This is a genomic window from Christiangramia pacifica (assembly GCF_057221535.1).
In genome coordinates this window covers 1204323-1226096 of sequence record NZ_CM170146.1, presented here as the reverse complement: position 1 = coordinate 1226096, position 21774 = coordinate 1204323, and the positions used below count along the sequence as shown (strand labels likewise).

At 37.9% G+C, this 21774-nt stretch carries 24 protein-coding genes; 4 read left to right on the top strand and 20 right to left on the bottom strand.

Annotation, left to right across the window (positions count from 1 at the left end; all coding sequences use genetic code 11):
• Positions 1-88 precede the first annotated feature (88 nt).
• The 14 genes from AC2S94_RS05730 to AC2S94_RS05665 all read right to left on the bottom strand — a co-directional run bounded on the left by AC2S94_RS05730 (position 89) and on the right by AC2S94_RS05665 (position 11888).
• On the bottom strand, positions 89-814 hold the full coding sequence (locus AC2S94_RS05730; protein WP_484630551.1) for a hypothetical protein: 726 nt from the start codon (positions 812-814) through the stop codon (positions 89-91).
• A gap of 69 nt (positions 815-883) precedes the next feature.
• Complete coding sequence (gene hflX, locus AC2S94_RS05725) at positions 884-2107, bottom strand: GTPase HflX (protein WP_484630550.1); 1224 nt, start codon at positions 2105-2107, stop codon at positions 884-886.
• Positions 2108-2224: 117 nt separating this feature from the next.
• On the bottom strand, positions 2225-3130 hold the full coding sequence (locus tag AC2S94_RS05720) for a DUF3078 domain-containing protein (protein WP_484630549.1): 906 nt from the start codon (positions 3128-3130) through the stop codon (positions 2225-2227).
• A gap of 2 nt (positions 3131-3132) precedes the next feature.
• Positions 3133-3645 carry a DUF2480 family protein gene (locus tag AC2S94_RS05715; RefSeq protein WP_484630548.1) on the bottom strand — a complete coding sequence of 171 codons (513 nt, stop codon included), beginning with the start codon at positions 3643-3645 and terminating at the stop codon, positions 3133-3135.
• 9 nt (positions 3646-3654) lie between these two features.
• Entirely contained in the window at positions 3655-3978 is a 324-nt protein-coding gene (locus tag AC2S94_RS05710) for an iron-sulfur cluster assembly protein (protein WP_026914726.1), read from the bottom strand.
• Position 3979: 1 nt separating this feature from the next.
• On the bottom strand, positions 3980-4402 hold the full coding sequence (locus AC2S94_RS05705; protein ID WP_484630547.1) for a SufE family protein: 423 nt from the start codon (positions 4400-4402) through the stop codon (positions 3980-3982).
• A 37-nt stretch (positions 4403-4439) separates the two neighbouring features.
• Complete coding sequence (locus tag AC2S94_RS05700; RefSeq protein WP_484630546.1) at positions 4440-4871, bottom strand: hypothetical protein; 432 nt, start codon at positions 4869-4871, stop codon at positions 4440-4442.
• 83 nt (positions 4872-4954) lie between these two features.
• Complete coding sequence (locus AC2S94_RS05695) at positions 4955-5929, bottom strand: zinc metalloprotease (protein WP_484630545.1); 975 nt, start codon at positions 5927-5929, stop codon at positions 4955-4957.
• Positions 5930-6231: 302 nt separating this feature from the next.
• Complete coding sequence (locus tag AC2S94_RS05690; protein WP_484630544.1) at positions 6232-7470, bottom strand: aminotransferase class V-fold PLP-dependent enzyme; 1239 nt, start codon at positions 7468-7470, stop codon at positions 6232-6234.
• A 24-nt stretch (positions 7471-7494) separates the two neighbouring features.
• Positions 7495-8811, bottom strand: coding sequence for a Fe-S cluster assembly protein SufD (gene sufD, locus AC2S94_RS05685; RefSeq protein ID WP_484630543.1), 1317 nt, complete (start codon positions 8809-8811; stop codon positions 7495-7497).
• A 47-nt stretch (positions 8812-8858) separates the two neighbouring features.
• Positions 8859-9611: a Fe-S cluster assembly ATPase SufC gene (gene sufC, locus AC2S94_RS05680; protein WP_484630542.1), complete on the bottom strand. Its 753-nt coding sequence runs from the start codon at positions 9609-9611 to the stop codon at positions 8859-8861.
• A 45-nt stretch (positions 9612-9656) separates the two neighbouring features.
• Positions 9657-10043 (bottom strand): hypothetical protein, encoded by a 387-nt coding sequence (locus tag AC2S94_RS05675; RefSeq protein WP_484630541.1) that lies wholly within the window; start codon positions 10041-10043, stop codon positions 9657-9659.
• Between the two features lie 21 nt (positions 10044-10064).
• Positions 10065-11510, bottom strand: a complete 1446-nt coding sequence (sufB, locus tag AC2S94_RS05670) for a Fe-S cluster assembly protein SufB (protein ID WP_484630540.1) — start codon at positions 11508-11510, stop codon at positions 10065-10067.
• A gap of 48 nt (positions 11511-11558) precedes the next feature.
• A complete protein-coding gene (locus AC2S94_RS05665; protein ID WP_309562383.1) occupies positions 11559-11888 on the bottom strand; it encodes a HesB/IscA family protein in 330 nt (109 codons plus the stop codon).
• A gap of 225 nt (positions 11889-12113) precedes the next feature.
• Here AC2S94_RS05665 and thiL point away from each other — a divergent pair, with 225 nt between their 5' ends.
• Positions 12114-13169, top strand: a complete 1056-nt coding sequence (gene thiL / locus AC2S94_RS05660) for a thiamine-phosphate kinase (protein WP_484630539.1) — start codon at positions 12114-12116, stop codon at positions 13167-13169.
• Here thiL and AC2S94_RS05655 read toward each other — a convergent pair.
• The gene (locus tag AC2S94_RS05655; protein WP_484630538.1) at positions 13166-13855 is read right to left on the bottom strand and encodes a hypothetical protein; all 690 of its coding nucleotides are present in this window, start codon (positions 13853-13855) and stop codon (positions 13166-13168) included. The genes thiL and AC2S94_RS05655 overlap by 4 nt on opposite strands.
• A 260-nt stretch (positions 13856-14115) precedes the next feature.
• Between AC2S94_RS05655 and AC2S94_RS05650 the strand changes: the two genes are divergently transcribed.
• A complete protein-coding gene (locus AC2S94_RS05650; RefSeq protein WP_484630537.1) occupies positions 14116-14580 on the top strand; it encodes a hypothetical protein in 465 nt (154 codons plus the stop codon).
• On the opposite strand, the gene AC2S94_RS05645 is transcribed toward AC2S94_RS05650, so the two are convergent.
• From AC2S94_RS05645 to AC2S94_RS05635, 3 genes are all read right to left on the bottom strand, one after another.
• Complete coding sequence (locus tag AC2S94_RS05645; protein WP_484630536.1) at positions 14577-14828, bottom strand: hypothetical protein; 252 nt, start codon at positions 14826-14828, stop codon at positions 14577-14579. The genes AC2S94_RS05650 and AC2S94_RS05645 overlap by 4 nt on opposite strands.
• Positions 14829-14900: 72 nt before the next feature.
• Positions 14901-15680, bottom strand: coding sequence for an alpha/beta fold hydrolase (locus tag AC2S94_RS05640; protein WP_484630535.1), 780 nt, complete (start codon positions 15678-15680; stop codon positions 14901-14903).
• A 91-nt stretch (positions 15681-15771) separates the two neighbouring features.
• On the bottom strand, positions 15772-17064 hold the full coding sequence (locus AC2S94_RS05635) for an aminopeptidase P N-terminal domain-containing protein (RefSeq protein WP_484630534.1): 1293 nt from the start codon (positions 17062-17064) through the stop codon (positions 15772-15774).
• A gap of 118 nt (positions 17065-17182) precedes the next feature.
• Here AC2S94_RS05635 and AC2S94_RS05630 point away from each other — a divergent pair, with 118 nt between their 5' ends.
• Entirely contained in the window at positions 17183-20041 is a 2859-nt protein-coding gene (locus AC2S94_RS05630) for a WD40/YVTN/BNR-like repeat-containing protein (RefSeq protein ID WP_484630533.1), read from the top strand.
• Positions 20042-20560: a GNAT family N-acetyltransferase gene (locus AC2S94_RS05625; RefSeq protein ID WP_484630532.1), complete on the top strand. Its 519-nt coding sequence runs from the start codon at positions 20042-20044 to the stop codon at positions 20558-20560.
• Positions 20561-20568: 8 nt separating this feature from the next.
• On the opposite strand, the gene AC2S94_RS05620 is transcribed toward AC2S94_RS05625, so the two are convergent.
• Together AC2S94_RS05620 and AC2S94_RS05615 are read right to left on the bottom strand one after the other, a co-directional pair.
• Positions 20569-20859 (bottom strand): chaperone modulator CbpM, encoded by a 291-nt coding sequence (locus AC2S94_RS05620; protein WP_484630531.1) that lies wholly within the window; start codon positions 20857-20859, stop codon positions 20569-20571.
• Positions 20856-21773 (bottom strand): DnaJ C-terminal domain-containing protein, encoded by a 918-nt coding sequence (locus AC2S94_RS05615; RefSeq protein WP_484630530.1) that lies wholly within the window; start codon positions 21771-21773, stop codon positions 20856-20858. Before AC2S94_RS05615 ends, AC2S94_RS05620 begins: the two co-directional genes overlap by 4 nt.
• Position 21774: the final 1 nt, after the last annotated feature.

Below are 21774 nucleotides of genomic sequence, written 5' to 3'. Positions count from 1 at the left end.
GTTTTTCAATAAGTTACACTTATTTTAGACGAATCCTTCAAAATGATCGTCAGAATTTGTTGAATCAGAAAATATGTAGGAATTATTTCTAATTAGAATAAGCCGATGAATAGTCTGACCAGATCTCATAAATAGGATCTCCCTTAGAACTTTTACCGGAATGATGCCATTCCCCATCTTTGAGTTCGTAATCGAACTCCAGAGTGGCTCCTATCCTGCTGTTATCTCTGGAAAAAACATCGATATTTTCTATATATTTTCCGTTTTTGGCAGAATATGTTCCTCCTCCGGTTCCATAAAATTCTTTGGTAGCCGAGTTAAATGCAACCCACTGAAATCTATCGCCGCCAAGAATTTTGATAGTTCTTCTATCGCCAGGCTTCATGGTATTCATTACTCCATCTCTCTTTCTGCCGGTGATGACCCAATTACCATCCAGATCATTCTCATCAGTCGATATTTTTTCCCAAACCTGTACAGAATCACCATCGCTTATCTCTACAGTTTCGTCATCCATAAATTTCAAAGACAGCTGGATGGTTTTGCCAATTAATTCCCGTGTTTTGGTATTAAAATCGAGCGTGGTTTGAAAATCATCAGTTTCATATTCACCGCCAAGAGCCCATAAAAATTTATTAGAAGTAATCTTTTTCGCAGTCTCGGCAAAATAGTTGTCTTGATAAATCCTGTTAACAACCATATCAGAGACTTCCTGACCGTTTTCTTCAACAAGAGTCCAGGAACCATCCAATGACTGTGCATTAATAGAAAAACTAATAATGATTGCAAGCAAAAGTATATTGATACGTTTCATGATTTATAAGTATTTGATCCTTATAAATTTAAAGATATACTTTCAGAAATGAGTTAAAACTTTAATAAGCTATTCTTTCTGCTCTCCGTATTTGTCATATTCGGGATATAGGAAGTTATTATAAGGAAACCTGGTAATATGAATTTCCCTCACAGCTTCGTAAACTTTTTTACGAAAATGCTCCATATTCTCCTTATTCAATGCGGAGATGAAAAGGGCATTATCGCCAACTTTGTTCATCCAGGTTTTTTTCCACTCTTTTAAAGTATAGTGCGCAGAAGTCTTTTCGGTGATAAGATCATCTTCGTCTATTGTTTCCGGTTCATAAGCATCAATTTTATTGAATACCATGATTGTAGGTTTCCCCAAGGTCTCTATCTCGGTCAATATCTGGTTTACAGATTCTATATGTTCTTCAAAGTTAGGATGAGATATATCTACCACGTGCAGAAGCAAATCTGCTTCGCGAACTTCGTCTAAAGTCGATTTAAAAGACTCTACAAGCTGTGTAGGCAGTTTTCTAATGAATCCAACCGTATCACTTAAAAGGAACGGTAGATTGCGTATAACTACCTTTCTAACGGTAGTATCAAGGGTTGCAAAGAGTTTATTTTCGGCAAAGACGTCACTTTTGGAAATAACGTTCATTAAAGTAGATTTTCCAACATTGGTATAACCTACAAGGGCCACACGAACCAGTTGTCCGCGATTACCTCTTTGAACTTCCATTTGCTTATCTATTGTCTGAAGTTTTTTCTTAAGAAGTGAGATTTTGTCTCTTACGATCCTACGGTCTGTCTCGATCTCTGTTTCCCCGGGACCACGCATTCCAATACCACCACGCTGTCTTTCAAGGTGGGTCCACATACCCGCAAGTCTTGGAAGCAAATATTCATATTGTGCCAGTTCCACCTGCGTACGCGCATAACTTGTTTTAGCTCTTTGGGCGAAAATATCCAGAATAAGCCCTGTTCTATCCAGGATCTTACACTTCAGGATCTTTTCAATATTCTTCTGCTGCGCTGGAGAAAGCTCATCATCAAAAATTACGGCACCTATATCATTCTCCTTAGCAAATTCTCTTACATCATCCATCTTCCCCGATCCAATGAAAGTCTTGGGATCTGGACGCTCCAATCGCTGGGAAAATCGTTTTATAACTTCCCCTCCAGCGGTATAGGTTAAGAACTCCAGTTCGTCAAGGTATTCTTCCAGTTTCTCCTGATCCTGATCTTTGGTCACAATACCAATCAGGACGGTTCTTTCATAAGATAAATCGGTTTTTTCAATCATAAACACAAAGGTAATCAATACAATGCTACTCCATTAGCATCCACAATACTTCAACAAAATTTTAACTGAAAAAGGCCCGCGTACCTGCGAGCCCTGAATTTCAATATTTTTGATCTTCTAGAATCCGAAATTGATTCCAAGCCCAAATACTTCTCTAATCTGAAATGCTCCAACAGCATTATCATCGTAAACTGCCTGGAAAACAAGGTTAGCAGAAAGGTAATCGTTAATTCCCATTTCTACATTAAGCAGATAATCAATATCTATATTTCCAGGTTTATCCAGGTAGTTGGAATAGAGAGATAATGTATGCTCCATATTAACATTTTCCACGATCTCGTATTTTGAGTAAGCGCTTAAAGCTGCGCCAAGTTCAAATCTCATGGATTCTCCTTCATCAACTCCAAAATAGTCTCCATCCACATAATCTGGCCCGGTAGTAAAGCTATCATCCACGAATATGAATCTGGCAGTAGCCGGCGCAAGATTAATGAAAAGATCATCGCTCTTTTTCCACATGATGCCAGGACCGGTTTGTAAATATGCCGGAGACATAAAGTCAGTGATTTCTGTCCTTAAAGTTTCGCCAGTATCTGGATCTTCACTGAATTCGTATCCTTTGGCGAACTGTGTTCTGAAATTTAGGAACCATGAATAATAGAATTCAGTTTCCTTGATCTGCTTGCCAGCGATTGAGTTTAATTCCAGCCTGTCACTTGTCTTTCTGATAAATTCATCATCCTTCACCTTAGTAAGACCATAATTTCCAAAAATCCGGTTATTCCAGGTAAAATCATTCATTCTATAATTGAACTGATAATCCACCGAAAGGTTTCCGGCAATACTTGATGTTCCTCCACCAGTCCATTCTTTGTTGAAAGCTGATTGATTGAAAAGCAACTGTACGTTCCCTTCTTTAGTCCATCCGTTAGGCGGGATAGAGTCTTTCGCTTCTTCCTCCTGTGAAATTGCAATTCCGGTATAAAGAAGTAACGAAAAAGCAAATAGTAATTTTTTGGTCATAGTTAATTTTTTGATTTTTTATACAATGGAACCGATGAGCAGGCTTCACCATACATCAGGCTTTTCACCACCGGTTGTAATTTATTGATGAGAAAAATATAGGCATTTTTCGGTACAGGCTTATTGGAACAACCTTTAACGATAACCGATTTATTTTCAAGATCGGAAACATCCAGATTGCTAATAATCTCCTGGTATAAATGACTTTCAAGATTCTCTAAATCTCCAATCACTATTTTCTTAGCATAAGGCTCCAGGTAAGTTGTAACCAACATGTAGGCCCATGCAGGAACGATAGCATCTGTAGCACAATTCAAAGCCACGAATTTATCTTGGTATTGACTCCAGTCGTGAGACCTGGCCTGCTCTCTAAAATCTTTTTCCTTCAGCACAAATCCCTCAAAAAGCCATTGGCTTAAATCAAAAAGAAACCTTTCCCCTTGTGGATAATGATCCTCAAGATTAAAGGTTATCAATTTACTTTGAGCGACTCGATTTACAATCTCTTCCGCCATAATAAGGTTTTATAAAAGTCCTAGCTCCAGCTTCGCCCCTTCACTCATTAGATCCTGACTCCATGGCGGATCAAATGTGATCTCCACTTCTGCATCTTTCACCATATCCAGCGACTTCACCTTTTCTTCCACTTCTAGCGGAAGTGTTTCAGCAACCGGGCAGTTTGGCGTGGTAAGCGTCATTAAAATCTTCACATCGTAATCTGTACTCACCATCACATCGTAAATAAGCCCTAATTCGTATATATCTACAGGGATCTCTGGATCATAGATTGTTTTAAGAACGGTAACGATCTTTTCTCCTAATTCCTGCGTGTTTATTTCCTGTTCCATTCTAATTCAATTGCGTTTGGTATGCTACGGCATACATTTTTAATTGTTTGATCATACTCACTAAACCATTTGCTCTGGTTGGAGACAAATGTTCTTTCAATCCTATTTCATCTATGAATTGAGTATCTGCTTCAATGATCTCTGAAGGATGCTGATCTGAAAAAACCCTGATTAAAATCGCTACAATTCCTTTGGTGATGATCGCGTCACTATCAGCGGTGAAAACAAGTTTATCTCCTTCAAGTTCGGCATGAACCCATACCTTACTCTGGCAACCTTTAATAAGGTTTTCGTCGATCTTGTATTTCTCATCAATAAGAGGAAGCGATTTTCCCAGCTCTATCATATATTCATAACGCTGCATCCAGTCATCGAACATCGAAAACTCATCTATAACCTCCTGTTGTTTTTCCTGAATCGTCATATTTCAATTTTAAACAAAAGTACAATAAGAAGAAGTGCTATTCAACATTTTCTGCCAATCTTAAAATAGCCTCAACTAATGGCTTTACTTCCTTTGGTGGATTCCCGTGATCGAAGGAGTTAGTCTTATAAATAGTGTCATTCTTACGAACACTTAAAATTGCATGCAAAGCCGCGTCTGAAGCTCTTGAATCTGTTGGCGCTTTTAGCTGACTCATTTTCTGGGCATCAATTTCCTGAGCAATATTGATTAGTTCAGACCATTCTTCTGAAGTAATGCTGTTGGAATTCTCCTCAGCATTCAGGCCAGTGCTCTTTACAGAAATTTCATTTGGCGTAACTTTATACATGGTTGAAGACCCACGCGTGAAGGTTTCGTAACTGAAAGATTCTATAGAGGCAGTATCTGGATTAGAACAATTGTTGGTAGAAAAGAACATAAGTATAATAGCTAATATCGAAATTTTCATAACTGTAATTTTATTTGATTAGATACATATTACAAAAAAAGGCACCACAAGGGTGCCTTTTTAAATTATTATTAACTGAAAGCTTAGTCAGCCATAGTCGCACGGAAACCTCCGTTTGTGAATACAGAAAGCATTCTAGACTTCTGTCCTTCAGTAAACATGTTTAGACATGGGTCATCAGAATAGTCCATGAAGTTCATAGTCATATCTGCAGTTCCACAGTTTACAGTTGGGTAAGAAGGACATCCTCTTGAAGGAGCGTCAGAATCTGGAGTATCTGCTACGTAATCTGTAGCTCCACATCCACCATCACCCCAAATGTGGCGAAGGTTTAACCAGTGACCAACTTCGTGAGTTGCAGTTCTACCAGTAGAATACTGAGTAGTTCCGGTAAATCTGTGATCCATTACAACACCATCTGTAGCCCAGCTACCTCCTGGGAATTGAGCGTAACCAAGAATGTTACCTCCTCTGTAAGGCATATTGCTTACTACCCAGATGTTAAGGAATTCCTGTGGGTTTACTACATCAGATCCGTCACTTGAAGAAAACTTCATAGAATCGTCTGGTCTCCACTGGCGTTTTTTAGTTTTCACACGAATTACATCTTCCAATACGAAACGTACTCCAACATTTGCTTCTACACTTTGAAACTCTGAAGGGATTGTGTTTCTTCCAGGGTTATTCATGCTGAAATCTTCGTTAAGAGCAGTTACCTGATCCTGAAGTTGAGAAAGTGGGATGTTCTCATCTGCACTATTATAAAGTACATGGAAAACAATTGGTATTTCAATTTTTCCGTCTGCTGCCAGGCGCTTGGTTAATCCATTGCTTACTGCTTTTTGAGTGTGTTCCTCTACCGCAGCCATTTTAGCAACCAGTTCCGGATTCTCAGCGATCTTCTCATCTAAAACTCCCATTGTTCCACACTGATCATCAGCTAGAGCGAAAGTTTCTTGTTGGTTTACCATAGTTTCTTCAACAGGTTCGTCTGAAGATTTCTGGCAAGATGCGAAGACTAGGGTCAGGGCCGAGGCCAACAAATAAATTCTTTTCATTAAATAAATGTTTTTGGGTTAAAAAATTAATTCCCGTCGATCATTTTCTGAAATGTATAGGCCAAAAAAATTGAAAATATCGACTTGCTAATTGTTTGGTTTAAGCTTAAGCATTTTGGCACTTTTTCAGATGTTTTGCTGAAAAATACGTGCCGAATATAGCCAAAGTTTTAAATAATCCTTAACGGAAATAAAAGAAAACATTAACGGAAATGAGTAGTTCACCCCACAAATCAAGCTATTCGTCGGCTGAGAACAAATGTTAAATCTTAAAAATATCTATAATTTTAACAAATATGATGCTATTGAAGCATCATTTTGGCTTTTTTAACCGCTTCGATAAAACGGTCAATTTCCTGGTAAGTATTGTAAAAAGAAAATGAAGCCCTAACCGTTCCCGGTATCTTAAAGAAGTCCATCACAGGTTGGGCACAGTGATGACCGGTTCGAACGGCAATTCCCATTTTGTCTAGCAGAGTACCTATGTCATAAGGATGCAAACCTTCAATATTAAAGGAGATCACGGCGGTCTTTTCTGAAGCTTCGCCATAGATCTTCATTCCTTCTATTTCTTTAAGCTTTTTCGTAGCATATTCGAGCAATTCATGCTCATAACTTGCTATGGCATCAAAACCGATGGCGTTCATATAGTCCAAGGCCGCTCCAAAAGCGATACCTCCGCAGATATTTGGCGTTCCAGCCTCAAATTTATGCGGTAATCCGGCATAGGTAGTTTTTTCAAAAGAAACCGTAGCGATCATTTCTCCTCCACCCTGGTAGGGAGGTAGTTTTTCCAACCACTCCTCTTTTCCGTATAGAACACCAACACCTGTTGGACCACACATTTTATGGGCCGAAACCACATAAAAATCTACATCCAAATCCTGAACATCTGCCTTGATATGAGGTGCTGCCTGAGCTCCATCGATCAAAACTGCAGCTCCTTTTTCATGAGCTTTGTTAATGATCTTTTTTATTGGATTCACAGTACCCAGAGCATTGGAGACGTGATTTAGAAAAACTAATTTTGTATTGGTATTGATCAGATTTTCGAATTCAGCATAAATAAGCTCACCCTTCTGATTCATTGGGAGCACTTTCAGCTTTGCCCCGGTTCTTTCACATAACATCTGCCACGGTACAATGTTAGAATGATGCTCCATTGCAGAAACCAAAATCTCATCACCTTTCTTTAGAATAGAAGAAAAACCGTTCGCTACAAGATTGATTCCATGTGTAGTTCCAGAAGTAAATATGATCTCGTGAGCCTTTTCCGCATTAAAATGTTTCTGGATTTTTATCCTGGCCTGTTCATATTTATCTGTGGCTTCTTGCGAAAGTGAATGTACGCCTCTATGAATATTGGCGTTGTAATTAGAATAATAATCAACGATCGCATCCATCACCTTTTTAGGCGTCTGCGCTGTCGCTGCGTTATCAAAATAAACCAAAGGATAGCCATTAACCTCGCGGTTAAGAATTGGAAAATCCTTTCGGATCTTTTCGACCTCAAAAGTCTTAGCCTGAGTTTGCTGACTCATCCTTAAAGTTTTTTTGAATTAATATTACAGGTCGTTAAACCCTAAATCTACTTCAAGTTTTGAAGCGATAAGTTTGTTGATCCTCTTCTTAACTTCTGGGATCTTTACGCTTTCAAGTACATTATTAGCGAATGCATACATCATCAATCCTCGAGCTTCCTTTCTTGGAATTCCTCTTGACTGAAGATAGAATAAAGCATCTTCATCTAGCTGACCAATGGTACAACCGTGACTACAAGCCACATCATCAGCAAAGATCTCTAATTGTGGTTTGGAGTTGATAGTCGCCCTATCATCTGCCAGAATATTATTGTTAGACTGATATGCATTGGTTTTCTGCGCTTCTTTTTCAACAAGCACTTTACCGTTGAAAACTCCTGTAGAGCTATCTCCAAAAATGCCTTTGTAGTCCTGGTGACTTTCACAATTCGGCTGAATATGATGTACCAGTGTATTATGATCTACATGCTGCTTATCTTCAATGATCGTAACACCTTTCATGGTTGAATCTATACGCTCACCATTCTGATAAAAATTCAGGTTATTTCGCGTAAGTTTTCCACCGAAAGAAAAAGTATGCACAGATACGTTGCTTTCATCTTTCTGATCAATAAAAGTATTGTCTATTAACGAAGCAGAAGATTTATCATTCTGAATCTTATAGTAATCAACCATCGCTCTTCTATCTGCGAAGATCTCGGTAACCGAATTCGTTAGAACTGGATGATCTGTAAGACTCTGATGCCTTTCAATGATCTGAACATGAGAATTCTCCTCTGCAACTATCAGGTTTCTAGGCTGAAGCAGTAAAGAAGATTCATTTCCAGTTGCAAAATTTATGATCTGGATAGGCTTGTCTGCCTGCTTGTTCTTGTGAATATGAATAAAAGCTCCTTCTCTGGCAAATGCAGTATTCAAGGAATTAAGGCCTGATTTTGGAGCTACTTTATTAAAGTAATTATCAATCACAGGTCTGTATTTATCCTTGTTCAAAGCAGATGACATCAAACACACATCGATCTTTTCGTGAGTTGTTTGTGAAAGATGCGAAGAATAGATCCCATCAATGAAAACAAGATCATAGGTATCGATATCGTGAATAAGATATTTCTTGATATCTCTATATTCTATAGCATCTTCTTTCTTTGGGAACACACTGTAATCATGTTTTAAAACAGATTTTAATGAAGTGTATTTCCAGTTCTCATCTTTTTTATCTGGAAAACCAAGGCTTTCAAAATTCTTGATAGCCTCATTTCTAATGGCGTCCATTCCATTATCAGGTTCCAGGCCTTCTTCAAAGGCTAAAAATGATGAGATAAGTTTATCTTTTAATTCCATTACTTTCAAATTTCATATTAAACAATCTAAATTCAGAAAACTGAATATTAAACTGTTTTTTCCGGCTTAACCCAGTCGTAACCTCTTTCTTCCAGTTCGTGCGCAAGTTCTTTCCCTCCTGACTTCACGATCTTTCCATCTACCATTACATGAACCACATCTGGAACGATATAATCTAATAATCTTTGGTAGTGAGTAATAAGCAATACCGCGTTATCCTCATTCTTCAGCTTATTCACCCCATTTGCTACTACTTTCAATGCATCAATATCTAGACCTGAATCGGTCTCATCAAGGATGGAAAGTTTTGGATTTAGAACTGCCATTTGGAAGATCTCGTTACGTTTTTTCTCACCTCCAGAGAATCCCTGGTTTAGAGAACGAGATAAAAATTTACGATCTATCTCCAGCATTTCAGATTTTTCACGGATCATTTTCAGCATTTCATTTGCCGGCATATCTTCTTTCCCATGAGCTTTACGCTGGGCGTTGATGGCGGTTTTGATAAAATTGGTTACTGAAACTCCCGGAATTTCCACTGGATATTGAAAAGAAAGGAAAATACCTTTGTGAGCTCTTTCCTCCGGATCCATTTCCTGAAGATCTGCACCTTCAAAGATCATTTCTCCCTCAGTCATCTCATATTCCTCTCTCCCGGCGATTACTGAAGAAAGAGTACTTTTTCCAGATCCGTTAGGTCCCATGATTGCATGAACCTCTCCAGGTTTAATCTCAAGATCAATACCTTTTAGGATTTCTTTATCTTCTATGCTGGCGTGTAAATTCTTTATTTTAAGCATGTCTATCTATTCTGAATCTGCCTCGGCAGATATTTAAAATTTCTTTTATTCTTTTATTGTGTCTGAAACTTTTTCCATTTCCGGAACTTCAACGATCTGAAGGATCTCGATCACCTCATCCCAGCCTTCCTGCTCTGGATTCGGAACAATCTTCGCTTTAACTGTTACCGGGATCATCTGAAAATCATCATTTTTCAAGGGCGCAATTCTGTCTGAAAGTACCTGGCTCATTGAGTCAAGCATTACTCCGTACACAAAATTGTTTCCTCTAATTACCGCGGCATCCGCCGTATAGATAAAATCACCTTCCAGAACCTGAATGCTATCCGGAACCTTTTCAACCTCCGGGCCGCTCATTAGCTCCTTGCGCTCTTCATCCTGACAGGAAAAAAGAATCAAACTTAATATCAGTAATCCAAATAACTTTTTCATAACAGTTTTTAGCGCTGTTAATTATCCTACTGACCCTTCCAGGGAAATTTCAAGTAGTTTCTGAGCTTCCACTGCGAATTCCATCGGTAATTTGTTCAGAACTTCTTTACTGAATCCATTTACGATCAATGCAATCGCTTTTTCAGTATCAATACCTCTCTGGTTACAGTAAAAGATCTGGTCTTCCCCAATTTTACTGGTGGTCGCCTCGTGCTCTACCTGAGCAGATTTGTTTTTCACCTCGATATATGGGAAGGTATGTGCTCCACATTTATTCCCCATCAATAGAGAATCACATTGTGAAAAGTTTCTAGCATTATCTGCTCTACCATTTATCTGAACAAGTCCACGATAGGAGTTTTGAGATTTACCTGCAGAAATACCTTTGGAAATGATCGTACTCTTGGTATTCTTTCCAAGATGGATCATTTTAGTTCCGGTATCTGCCTGCTGGAAGTTATTTGTAACTGCAATGGAGTAAAATTCTCCAACAGAATTATCTCCTTTTAAAATACAGCTAGGGTATTTCCAAGTAACTGCGGATCCTGTCTCTACCTGAGTCCAGGAAATTTTCGCCCCTTTTTCACAAAGTCCTCTTTTGGTTACGAAGTTGAAAACTCCTCCTTTACCTTCTTTATTTCCTGGATACCAGTTTTGAACAGTACTGTATTTAATCTCGGCATCATCCAAAGCGATAAGTTCTACTACCGCCGCGTGCAGCTGGTTTTCATCTCTCGTAGGAGCAGTACAACCTTCAAGGTAACTCACATAGCTGCTTTCATCTGCAACTACAAGAGTTCTTTCAAACTGACCGGTTCCTGCCTGGTTAATTCTGAAGTATGTGGAAAGTTCCATAGGGCAACGAACACCTTTTGGAATATAACAGAAAGAACCATCACTAAATACAGCTGAATTCAAAGCGGCATAGAAATTATCTTTCTTCGGAACTACGGTTCCAAGATATTTTTTTACCAGCTCAGGATGCTCTTTGATAGCTTCAGAAATAGAACAGAAAATAATACCTTTTTCAGCAAGTGTCTTTTTGAATGTTGTAGTTACAGAAACAGAGTCCATTACCACATCTACCGCAACACCGGCAAGCTTCTTCTGCTCATCTAACGAAATACCAAGCTTTTTGAAAGTATCCAGTAATTCTGGGTCAACCTCATCCAGACTATCGTATTTCGGTTTTTTATTTGGCGCCGAATAATAAGAGATATTCTGAAAATCAGGTTTTGGGTAATTTACGTTCGCCCAATCTGGCTCTTCCATTTTCTCCCATTCACGAAAAGCTTCTAATCGCCATTCGGTCATCCATTCTGGTTCTTCCTTCTTCTTAGAAATTGCCCGCACGATATCCTCGTTCAAGCCCACTGGAAAAGTATCAGATTCTATATCGGTATAAAATCCGTACTCATACTCTTTGGTTTCGAGCTCTTTCTTTAAATCGTCTTCAGTATATGCCATTCTTTCTAATTCTAATTTTTAATCACATCAATTGATTGATGGTACATCTTACAGTGAAAAACTTTCACCGCATCCGCATGTTCTCTGTGCGTTTGGATTATTAAATACAAATCCCTTTCCGTTAAGACCTCCAGAATATTCCAGAATAGTCCCAGCCAGATAAAGAACACTGCGCTTATCCACAACGATTTTTACGTCGTTGTCTTCAAAGACTTTATCGCCTTCGGCCTGGCTCTTATCGAAATTCAATTCGTAAGATAAACCAGAACAACCTCCGCTCTTCACTCCCACTCGCACATAGTCGGCTTCAGGATTGAAACCATCCTCAGTCATCAGGGCGGAAATTTTCTTTTTAGCCTCTTCGCTAACTTTAATCATAAGCTATAAAGATTAATTCTAAATTGGGCACAAATATACTACAAACCATACGTTTTACCATAGACTAAGCATATGTTTTAAGAATTGAATTATAGAGCCCGTCAATCAAAATATTTCGCGAAATTATCGCCATATCAAACAGAATCTGTCAAGTCTCAAAGCTTTCGTCTCTTTCTTCTTCATTGAATTTTATAATCGTACTTTTGCATTTTAAAATTCAATCGCATGTTTGAGAATAGTCAGGAAAGCAAGACAAACCTTTCAGAATTAGGTGAATTTGGATTAATTGATCACTTGACCAAGAATTTCAGTCCAAAACTGGAATCAACCGTAAAAGCAATAGGTGATGATGCTGCGGTACTTAATTTTGAGAATAAGCAAACCATCATAAGCACCGACCTGCTGGTTGAAGGCGTGCATTTTGATCTTGCCTATATGCCTTTAAAACATCTGGGCTACAAAGCGGTGATGGTGAACCTTTCTGACGTTTATGCGATGAATGCAAAAGCTACGCAAATAACCGTTTCTATCGCTGTGTCAAACCGATTTCCAGTAGAAGCTCTTGAAGAACTATACGCAGGAATTCAATTAGCTTCTAAAATCTATAATATCGATGTGATTGGCGGCGACACCACTTCTTCCACTTCAGGCTTATTGATAAGTGTAACCGCATTGGGAATTGCCAATAAAGAAGAAGTCGTTTACAGAAATGGCGCGAAAGCAAATGATCTTCTGGTTGTAACCGGCGACCTTGGCGCTGCATACATGGGCTTGCAGGTTCTGGAACGTGAAAAAGAAGTGTTTAAGGCCAACCCAAATTCTCAACCGGATCTAGATCAATACACTTACCTTATTGAAAGACAGCTAAAACCGGAAGCTAGAAAAGATATTCCACCACTTCTTAAAGACCTGGAAGTTTTACCAACCTCGATGATTGATATAAGTGACGGACTTTCTTCTGAAGTGATACATCTTTGTAAAAACTCCCAACTCGGAGCTAATATTTATGAAGAGAAAATTCCACTAGATCCGGCAGTAATCTCTGTTTGTGAGGAATTTGAAATAGACAGCACCATGATCGCACTAAGCGGCGGTGAAGATTATGAACTATTATTCACGATATCACAGGATGATTACGATAAAATAAAAGGGAATCCGCATCTAACGGTTATTGGACATATGACAGAGGAAAATGAAGGTATGCATCTTGTCACCAGAGCGAATCAAAAATTACCTTTGATCGCCAGGGGATGGAATTCTATGGAAGATAAAGAGGATTAATTTCTGAAGATAATCTCTTGGATATCTTCAGAATGCCCAAAATAATCTGCATCCTTTTCAAATATCCCGCTATTATCTAATTTGGAATTGGAAATTATGTACAACAAACCAAAGAAAGGCAAGTTATAATCTGAATAAAAAATCTGGCTATATTTTTCAAGGTCAAAAAAATTACCCATTAGATTATTCTCAAGATTAAGGAAAATTGGATTTACTGCGGAAAACTGTTCGTACTGATAAGTATGAATAATTTCATGAGGAAGCAAAACATTTCCTGTAATATCATCCCATAAGACTATACTATTCCCCAAAGCTACACCCGAAAAATGGCTTAATCTTCCTACTCCATTATTTCTAAAAACAAAGGTTCCCGTATACAGGCTTAATTTCCAGTCTACTCTAGAATCTAAAGATTGATAAGCGGTACCTAATAAATCGAAAGGCATTATCCTATAACTGATTTTGAAGTTATCTTTAGTGTTCACTTCAATTCTATTAAAGCCAATATTTAAATGCCATCGAGCCCTGAAATCGCGATTCGCTGCGGCATTTTCAATAATCGAAGTTCCAGCAGCATTTACAATTTTAGAAGGCCAAACGTATTCGTAATTACCGGTTCTAGAAAATTCCCGTGCAAGTCGCTTACTTTCAAAAACGAAATATCCACCTAGAGCTCCCTGTCCCATACCTCTTAAAAGGGTTTTTCCAAATTTTTCTTCAGGATCTTTATTTATAACTGCTCCTAAGCCGCCAATAATACTTCCAACCCCAACATTGAGAAGCCCCGCCTCAAAGTCGCTATTTTGAGCATAACCATCAATAGTTATTGAGAAAATGAAAAGAAAAAAGAATAATTTGAAAGGAAAATTGATGATAAATGAAGATTTGTAGTAATTATATTCAAATTAATAGACTTACTTAATATATTGTAAAAAAACATTAAGTTTTGAGAAATACCGCGATCGCCTTACTCGGGTGCATTCTGTTTATATCCTGTTCCAAGGAAAATCTCTATGATTTTGAGGACTTAACTACTAAGAAGGATTATATGTATGCTATTAGGTTATACCCTAAAGATACCTCTGCAGAAGTAATTACCGCTAATATTACTGTAATCCAAATTAATGGTTACAATACTGAAATATCAAAGGATTACCATTTTGTTTCAACCAATCCCAGTTATTTACCAGAACGAAATTTTTCAGTTAAAGGTTATAAAATCAATGGTGTAAAGGTTATACCGGTAGAAAACGTAAAGGCATTTAGCATAAGTCTCTATGAACTTGACGGAAATAGCCGCGCTTTTAGTTTGGTATACCAACATTCTTCAGAAAATGCTGAACCCATTTATATGGGTTACAATTTCGAAACCAAAGAGAGAATTATAGAATATTTAGAGGAAGAAAATTAAGAAGCTTTGGCTAGAAATACTCTCTTGCGTCTTTGATGGATTTTCGCAAGATAAGCATTTGTCTCCTTGAATTTTGGGGTAAGTCGTGCTAAAAGTCCGTCTGCAGTATCTGTCATTTCCATCCCGCAATTTTTACATTCATACTCGTGAACGTGATTAGTGATGTTTTTAGATACTCTCAATTTATGACCGAAAATATTGCAACGAACCTTTGCAAATGAAAATAAAGTAGGGTGCGATTTTTTCATATAAGGTTAAATTTCTGGTTTCTAGATTTCTAAAGTATAAAAAAAAGTTAATGTTCCGACAAAAAGCGTTAATTAATCGATGAAAAGCATAATTGTTCTTAAATTGTTCATATCTTCCATATAGGAATTATGTCCTCGATCCAGCGTGTGTAATTCACATCCACATTCTTCTGAAACCTTTGCTATTTCATTGATATCCAATATCGGATCCTGCTTTCCGGCAATGATGATCTTCTGTTTTTCAAAGCTCTTCAACTCCTCTAAATAATTTGTACGAATTTTCATTCCATTTAGAGCCGCTTGTACATTTTCAGCTTTCATTTTCATCGCCCGGAATTTCAATTCTTCAATTTCCGCAGAGAATTTTCTTTTACTCTCCTCAGGAAATAGATTTGAGATAGCCATACTTACATAAGTATCTTTATTTCTCCCGACCAATTTAACAGATCTTTCACGTATTTTGCGCTTTTCTACAGTGTCCTCAACTGGTGTTGAATTAATCAACATAACGCTCTTTAATATCATAGGAAATTTTTTCAGGAATTCCAAACTTACATAACCTCCCATGCTGTGACCGGCCATGCTAACTACCTGTATTCCCAGGTGATTTAACACTTCATGAACAACCTCAGCCATGAGATGCATACTATGTATTTCTGCGATTCCATCAGATTTCCCATGTCCGGGTAAATCAATGCAAATAACCTGCCGTTCTTTTTGGAGTTCTTTAACAATTGGGTTCCAGATTTTGGAATCTTCCAAAAATCCATGCAACAGAACTAATGGAACTTTCTCCCCTTCACCTTTAACTGAAAAATAAATTTTTGCTCCTTTACTTACAATCTCACTCATACTACAAATTAAAAAACCGCGAATTCAAGAATAATAATTCAGGAATTCGCGGCAAATTTCAAACTTTAAATAATCCTTAAGGATCTAATTGTTAGGAATTCATAATATCTTCTATCTCCTCAATTTCAATAGGAATATTTCTCATCAAGTTAAATGGCTCACCTTTTTCCTGGATCACCACATCATCTTCCAAGCGAATTCCAAAACCTTCATCCGGAAGGTATATTCCTGGCTCTACAGTAAATACCTGGTTTGCCTGCATGGGCTCAGTTAGAATTCCGTAATCATGGGTATCAAGACCAATATGGTGAGAAGTCCCGTGCATGAAATACTTCTTGTATGCTGGCCAGTCCGGATCTTCATTCTGAACATCAGCTTTGTCCAAAAGACCCAGATCCAGTAATTCAGAAGTCATCATTTTTCCAACCTCAACATGATATTCTTTCCACATAGTTCCTGGAACCAGCATTTTTGTTGCTTCCTTTTTAACCTTATTCACCGCATTGTAAACCTGCTTCTGCCTGTCGTTATATCTTCCAGAAACCGGAATCGTCCTACTCAGGTCACTCGAATAATTGGCATATTCAGCTCCCGTATCCAAAAGGATAAGATCACCATCTTTACACTGATGCCTGTTCTCTACATAGTGCAACACGTTTGCATTGTTTCCGCTAGCGATAATTGGAGTATAAGCAAAACCTTTAGAACGATTTCTGATCATCTCGTGATAGTACTCCGCTTCGATCTCATATTCCCAAACTCCGGGCTTCACAAATTTCAAAGTTCTTCTGAAAGCTTTTTCAGTGATATCACAAGCCTTTTGCATTAGATCTAATTCAATAGGATCCTTAACTGAACGTAACCTCTGAAGGATAGGATTCGCCTTTGCTACCTGATGTGCAGGATATTTATCCTTACACCATTTAATAAAACGATCATCCCTTGTTTCAGTATCATGATTCGCCCTGTAATGCTCATTCGTATTTAAATAAACGGTCTCGCATTGCGTCATTACTTCAAAAAAGATCTTCTCAAAATCTTTCATCCAGTAGACAGTCTTTATACCGCTTACCTCAAACGCATCTTCTTTGGTTAATTTTGCACCTTCCCAAACTGCGATATGCTCGTTAGTCTCCGTCAAAAAAAGAATTTCGCGATGCTTTTCTTCCGGTGCATCTGGAAAAAGAACCAAAATACTTTCATCCTGGTCTACACCGCTCAGATAAAAAATATCTCTATTCTGCTGAAAAGGCATCGTACTATCTGCACCAATCGGGTAAATATCGTTTGAATTAAAAACCGCCAAACTTTTCGGCTTCATCTTCTCCATGAAGTTTTTACGGTTTTTTATAAAGAGTTTCGAATCTATTCTATCATATTTCATAAATAAATCTTTTCAATTTTTCCAAAATTAAAAGGAATTAAACGCAAATGCTATAAAAGCCTTTTAAAATTTCAGGTACACTAAGGATTTACTATTTTTAGATTCTACATTTAAAACCATGAAAAGAACATACCTCCTCTTAAGTATTTTATTAATTAGTATTACTTCATTATTTTCTCAGAATCAATCCACTAGCGGTGAAGAGATCAAAACCGGAATTGAAAACAAACAGCGATTAGGCAACGAGTCCCTGGTTAAGAACATTCCTCTGAAAAACATTGGCCCTACAGTAATGAGCGGTAGAATTACTGATATAGCCGTAAACCCTGAAGATCCAACGGAATTTTACGCCGCATACGCTAGTGGCGGACTTTGGTACACCAATAATAACGGTACATCATTTAAGCCGATTATGGATAATAGCCCTACACAAAATATAGGTGATATTGCAGTAGATTGGAAGAACGGAACCATCTGGGTTGGGACAGGAGAAGTAAATGCTTCTAGGTCTACCTATGCAGGAATCGGACTTTTAAAATCTGATGACAAGGGAGAAACCTGGGAATACATGGGATTGCCAGATTCACATCATATTTCCAGAATTCTTATAAATCCTGAAAATCCTGAAGAAATCGTGGTTGGAGTTACCGGACATCTCTACTCCAAAAATGAACAACGAGGTATTTTTAAAACTACCGATGGCGGGAAAACCTGGACAAAGAATTTATATATCAATGATGAAACAGGAATTATAGATGTTGCGGTCAACCCTCAAAATTTTCAGGAGATGTATGCTGCCGCCTGGGATAAGGACAGAAAAGCCTGGAATTTCAGAGAAAGTGGAGCGAACAGCGGGATTTATAAAAGTACTGATGCCGGGAACACGTGGAAAAAAGTATCTACCGAAGACTCTGGCTTTCCAACCGGAAACGGAGTTGGAAGAATTGGTCTCAGCGTTTACGATTCAAACACACTTTATGCGATTGTAGATAATCAGGAGAAAAGGGAAATTGAAGAAAAAGAGAAGAAATCTGAAAAAGCTTTGAAAAAAGATGATTTCAGCAATATGAAAAAATCAAACTTTCTAAAGTTAGACAATGAGGAGCTGGAGCAGTATTTACGTGAAAATGATTTTCAGGAAAAATATACCGCAGAATCTGTCAAGGAAATCATTCGGGAAGGCAAAGCAGAACCAAAGGACCTGAGCCTTTACCTGGAAGATGCGAATTCACAATTAATCGACTCCCCAGTTATTGGTGCGCAGGTCTATAAAAGCAATGATGGCGGAAAAACATGGAATATTACTCATGAAGATTACTTAGATGACCTGTACTATAGCTATGGTTATTATTTCGGAATGATCCACGTTGATCCACAAAATGAAGATGCGATCTACATATATGGAGTACCAATCTTAAAATCCAAGGATGGAGGTAAGACTTTCACTTCCATCAATGCTGAAAATGTTCATGCAGATCATCATGCCTTATGGATTAATCCCAACAGAAGCGGACATTTAATTGATGGAAATGACGGCGGAATTAATATTACTTATGATGATGGTGAAAACTGGATCAAAAATAATTCTCCTTCCGTAGGTCAGTTTTACACGGTGAATGTTGACAACGAAAAACCCTATAATGTTTATGGCGGCCTTCAGGATAACGGCGTTTGGTTAGGACCTCATACAAATGAAGAGTCAACCGGCTGGAGCGCTTCTGGTGATTACAATTTTAAAAGCCTTCTTGGCGGAGACGGGATGCAGGTAGAAATAGACAACAGGAATGCTGATATTGTTTATACCGGATTTCAATTTGGAAATTACTTCAGAATAAATCGCGAAACCGGAGATCGCCTTTATATACATCCAAAGCACGAGTTAGGGGAAAGTCCATATCGCTATAATTGGCAAACGCCAATATTATTATCTCCCCACAATAAGGACATATTATATATGGGAGGTAATAAACTAATGCGCAGTATGGACCAGGGTGAGAACTGGACAGCAATATCAGAAGATCTTACGGGTGGCGGAAAACAAGGGGATGTTCCTTATGGAACGTTAACTACAATTTCTGAATCACCAATGCAATTTGGAAAATTGTATACAGGTAGTGACGACGGCTTTATATACAGCTCTGATGATGGCGGAGCTAGCTGGAATAATATTAGTAACAGCTTACCCAATGATCTGTGGGTTTCAAGGGTTATTGCTTCTTCGCATCAAAAAAATAGAGTTTATGCAACTCTAAACGGTTATAGATTCGATGATTTTAAGCCATATGTTTATATGTCTAATGACTCTGGAAAGACCTGGAAAGAGATCAATGGAAATTTACCATTGTCGCCGGTTAACGTGATTAGAGAAGATCCTTCAAATGAAAATGTTCTCTACCTGGGAACAGATAACGGAGTTTATGTAAGTATGGATCAGGGAAAAGAATGGCAGGTTTTTCAAACTAATATTCCAAATGTTGCCGTGCATGACCTTAGAGTTCAGGAGCAAGAGCAGGATCTTGTGATCGGGACTCATGGTCGTTCTATTTATATCGCAGATATCTCGTCCCTTTCCGATTTTGATGCTGAAAAAATGAAAAATGCAATTACTATTTCTTCAGAAAGCGATATTAGATTTTCCTCTCGCTGGGGAAATTCGTACAGTAAATGGATGGATCCTTACCAGCCAGAATTGAATTTTACATTTTATCTTTTTGAAGATGGAAAAGCACAAATATCCATTAGATCTGAGAAAGATGAATTATTGCAGACCATGGAGATTGATTCGGAAAAAGGATTCAACAATGAAAGTTATGATCTTAGCATTACTGAAAAAGCTGCAAGAAATCTTGAAAAAGACAATGAGAAATTGACTATTTCGAAAGCTGAAAACGAGAAGTATTATCTGCCAAAAGGTAAGTATAAAATGATCATAGATGCCAACGGCAAGTCTGCAGAAACCGAATTCGAGGTGAAATAGATGAAAAACTATAAATCTTTTGAAACTGAAAGACTACTTATAAGGCCCACTTCTTTTGATGATGCCGAATTCATCTTTCAACTTTTAAATACTCCTAAATGGATACAATTCATTGGGGATAGAAATATCAAAAATGTGCAGGATGCCAAAGATTATATTTCCTCAAAAATGCACACTCAGCTGAAAAGATTAGGTTTTTCTAACAACACCATCATCAGGAAATCTGATCAGCAAAAGATTGGAACTTGTGGATTGTACGATAGAGAGGGATTAGATAGCGTAGATATTGGCTTTGCTTTTCTGCCAGAATTCGAGAAAAAAGGATATGCTTTCGAAGCTGCGAGTAAACTAAAAATGGCCGCTGCAAATGAATTCGGGCTGAAAGAATTGGGCGCCATCACGCTGGAAGAAAATGTAGGTTCCAGAAAATTATTGGAGAAACTAGGTCTAATATTTCAGGATAAGATCAGGATCCCAAATGATCCAAATGAATTGATGTTTTACCATTGTTATTTATAGTATTCATTTTATTCATATAATCCTAACCTGTTTCTCAACCGTAAATTATCTTTTTGCAGGTCTTGTATCTGCCTTAAAAGATGATTGATCGCTTCCAGACCTTCCATATTGATTTCAAGTTCATGGTGCAGACGCATCATTTTTTCAAACTGGGCCAGGTGATCACAATGAACATATTCGGTCTCTTCAATTCTAATAATTTCAATGATCCCGCTTTCATTTAACGAGCTTACAAAATTGCGTTCCACTTTATAACGCACGCAAATCTCTTCCGCAGGAATTAGATCTTCATTTCTCATAATCCTGTATTTTTAAGTTCCTGAAATAATTCTTTTTGCTTTTCGGTAAGATTTTCGGGCACTTTTACTTTATAGGTAATGTACAAGTCTCCAAACTGATCTGCTTTTTTATACCTCGGAAATCCTTTTCCCTTTAATTTCACCTTACTGTCATTCTGTGTTCCCGGTTTTACTTTGAGTTTAACCTTACCATTAAAAGTATTCACTTCTATTTCACCGCCAAGCGCGGCAGTTGTTAGACTGATCTCCTTATCTGCATATAAATTCTCCTTTTCTCTTTTGAAAGAAGTATCATTCAGAATATTGAAGGTGATATACAGATCACCTTTTGGACCACCCTGAACACCAGGGCCTCCATGACCTTTGATCTTAATAGTCTGACCATTTTCAACGCCGGCAGGAATAGTAAGCCTGATGTTTTTACCATTTACGGTTAATGTCTGTTTCTGACTCTGATAAATTTCGCTTAAACGTAGCTGAAGTTCGGCATTGAAATCCTGACCTTTAAAATGTCTTCCACGATGAGCTCCCTCTGCCCTTGCTCTTCCACCAAACATTTGTTCGAAAAAATCTGAAAAAGTATCGTCATCAAAATTCCCGGAATAAGAATGAGTTTGTCCACCACCGAAACCTCCGCCAAATCCACCGGAAGCTGCCTGTTGCTTTCTAGCTTCTTCAAATTGATCGGCATGTTTCCAGTCTTTACCGTACTCATCGTATTTTTTACGCTTTTCAGGATCGCTCAATACTTCATGAGCTTCATTTATTTGTTGAAATTTAGCCTGTGCATCCTTATCATTAGGATTAAGATCTGGATGATATTTCCTGGCAAGCTTGCGGTATGCCTTTTTGATTTCGGGCTGCGTTGCCGATTTGTCCAGTTCAAGTAATTTGTAATAATCTATAAAATCCATT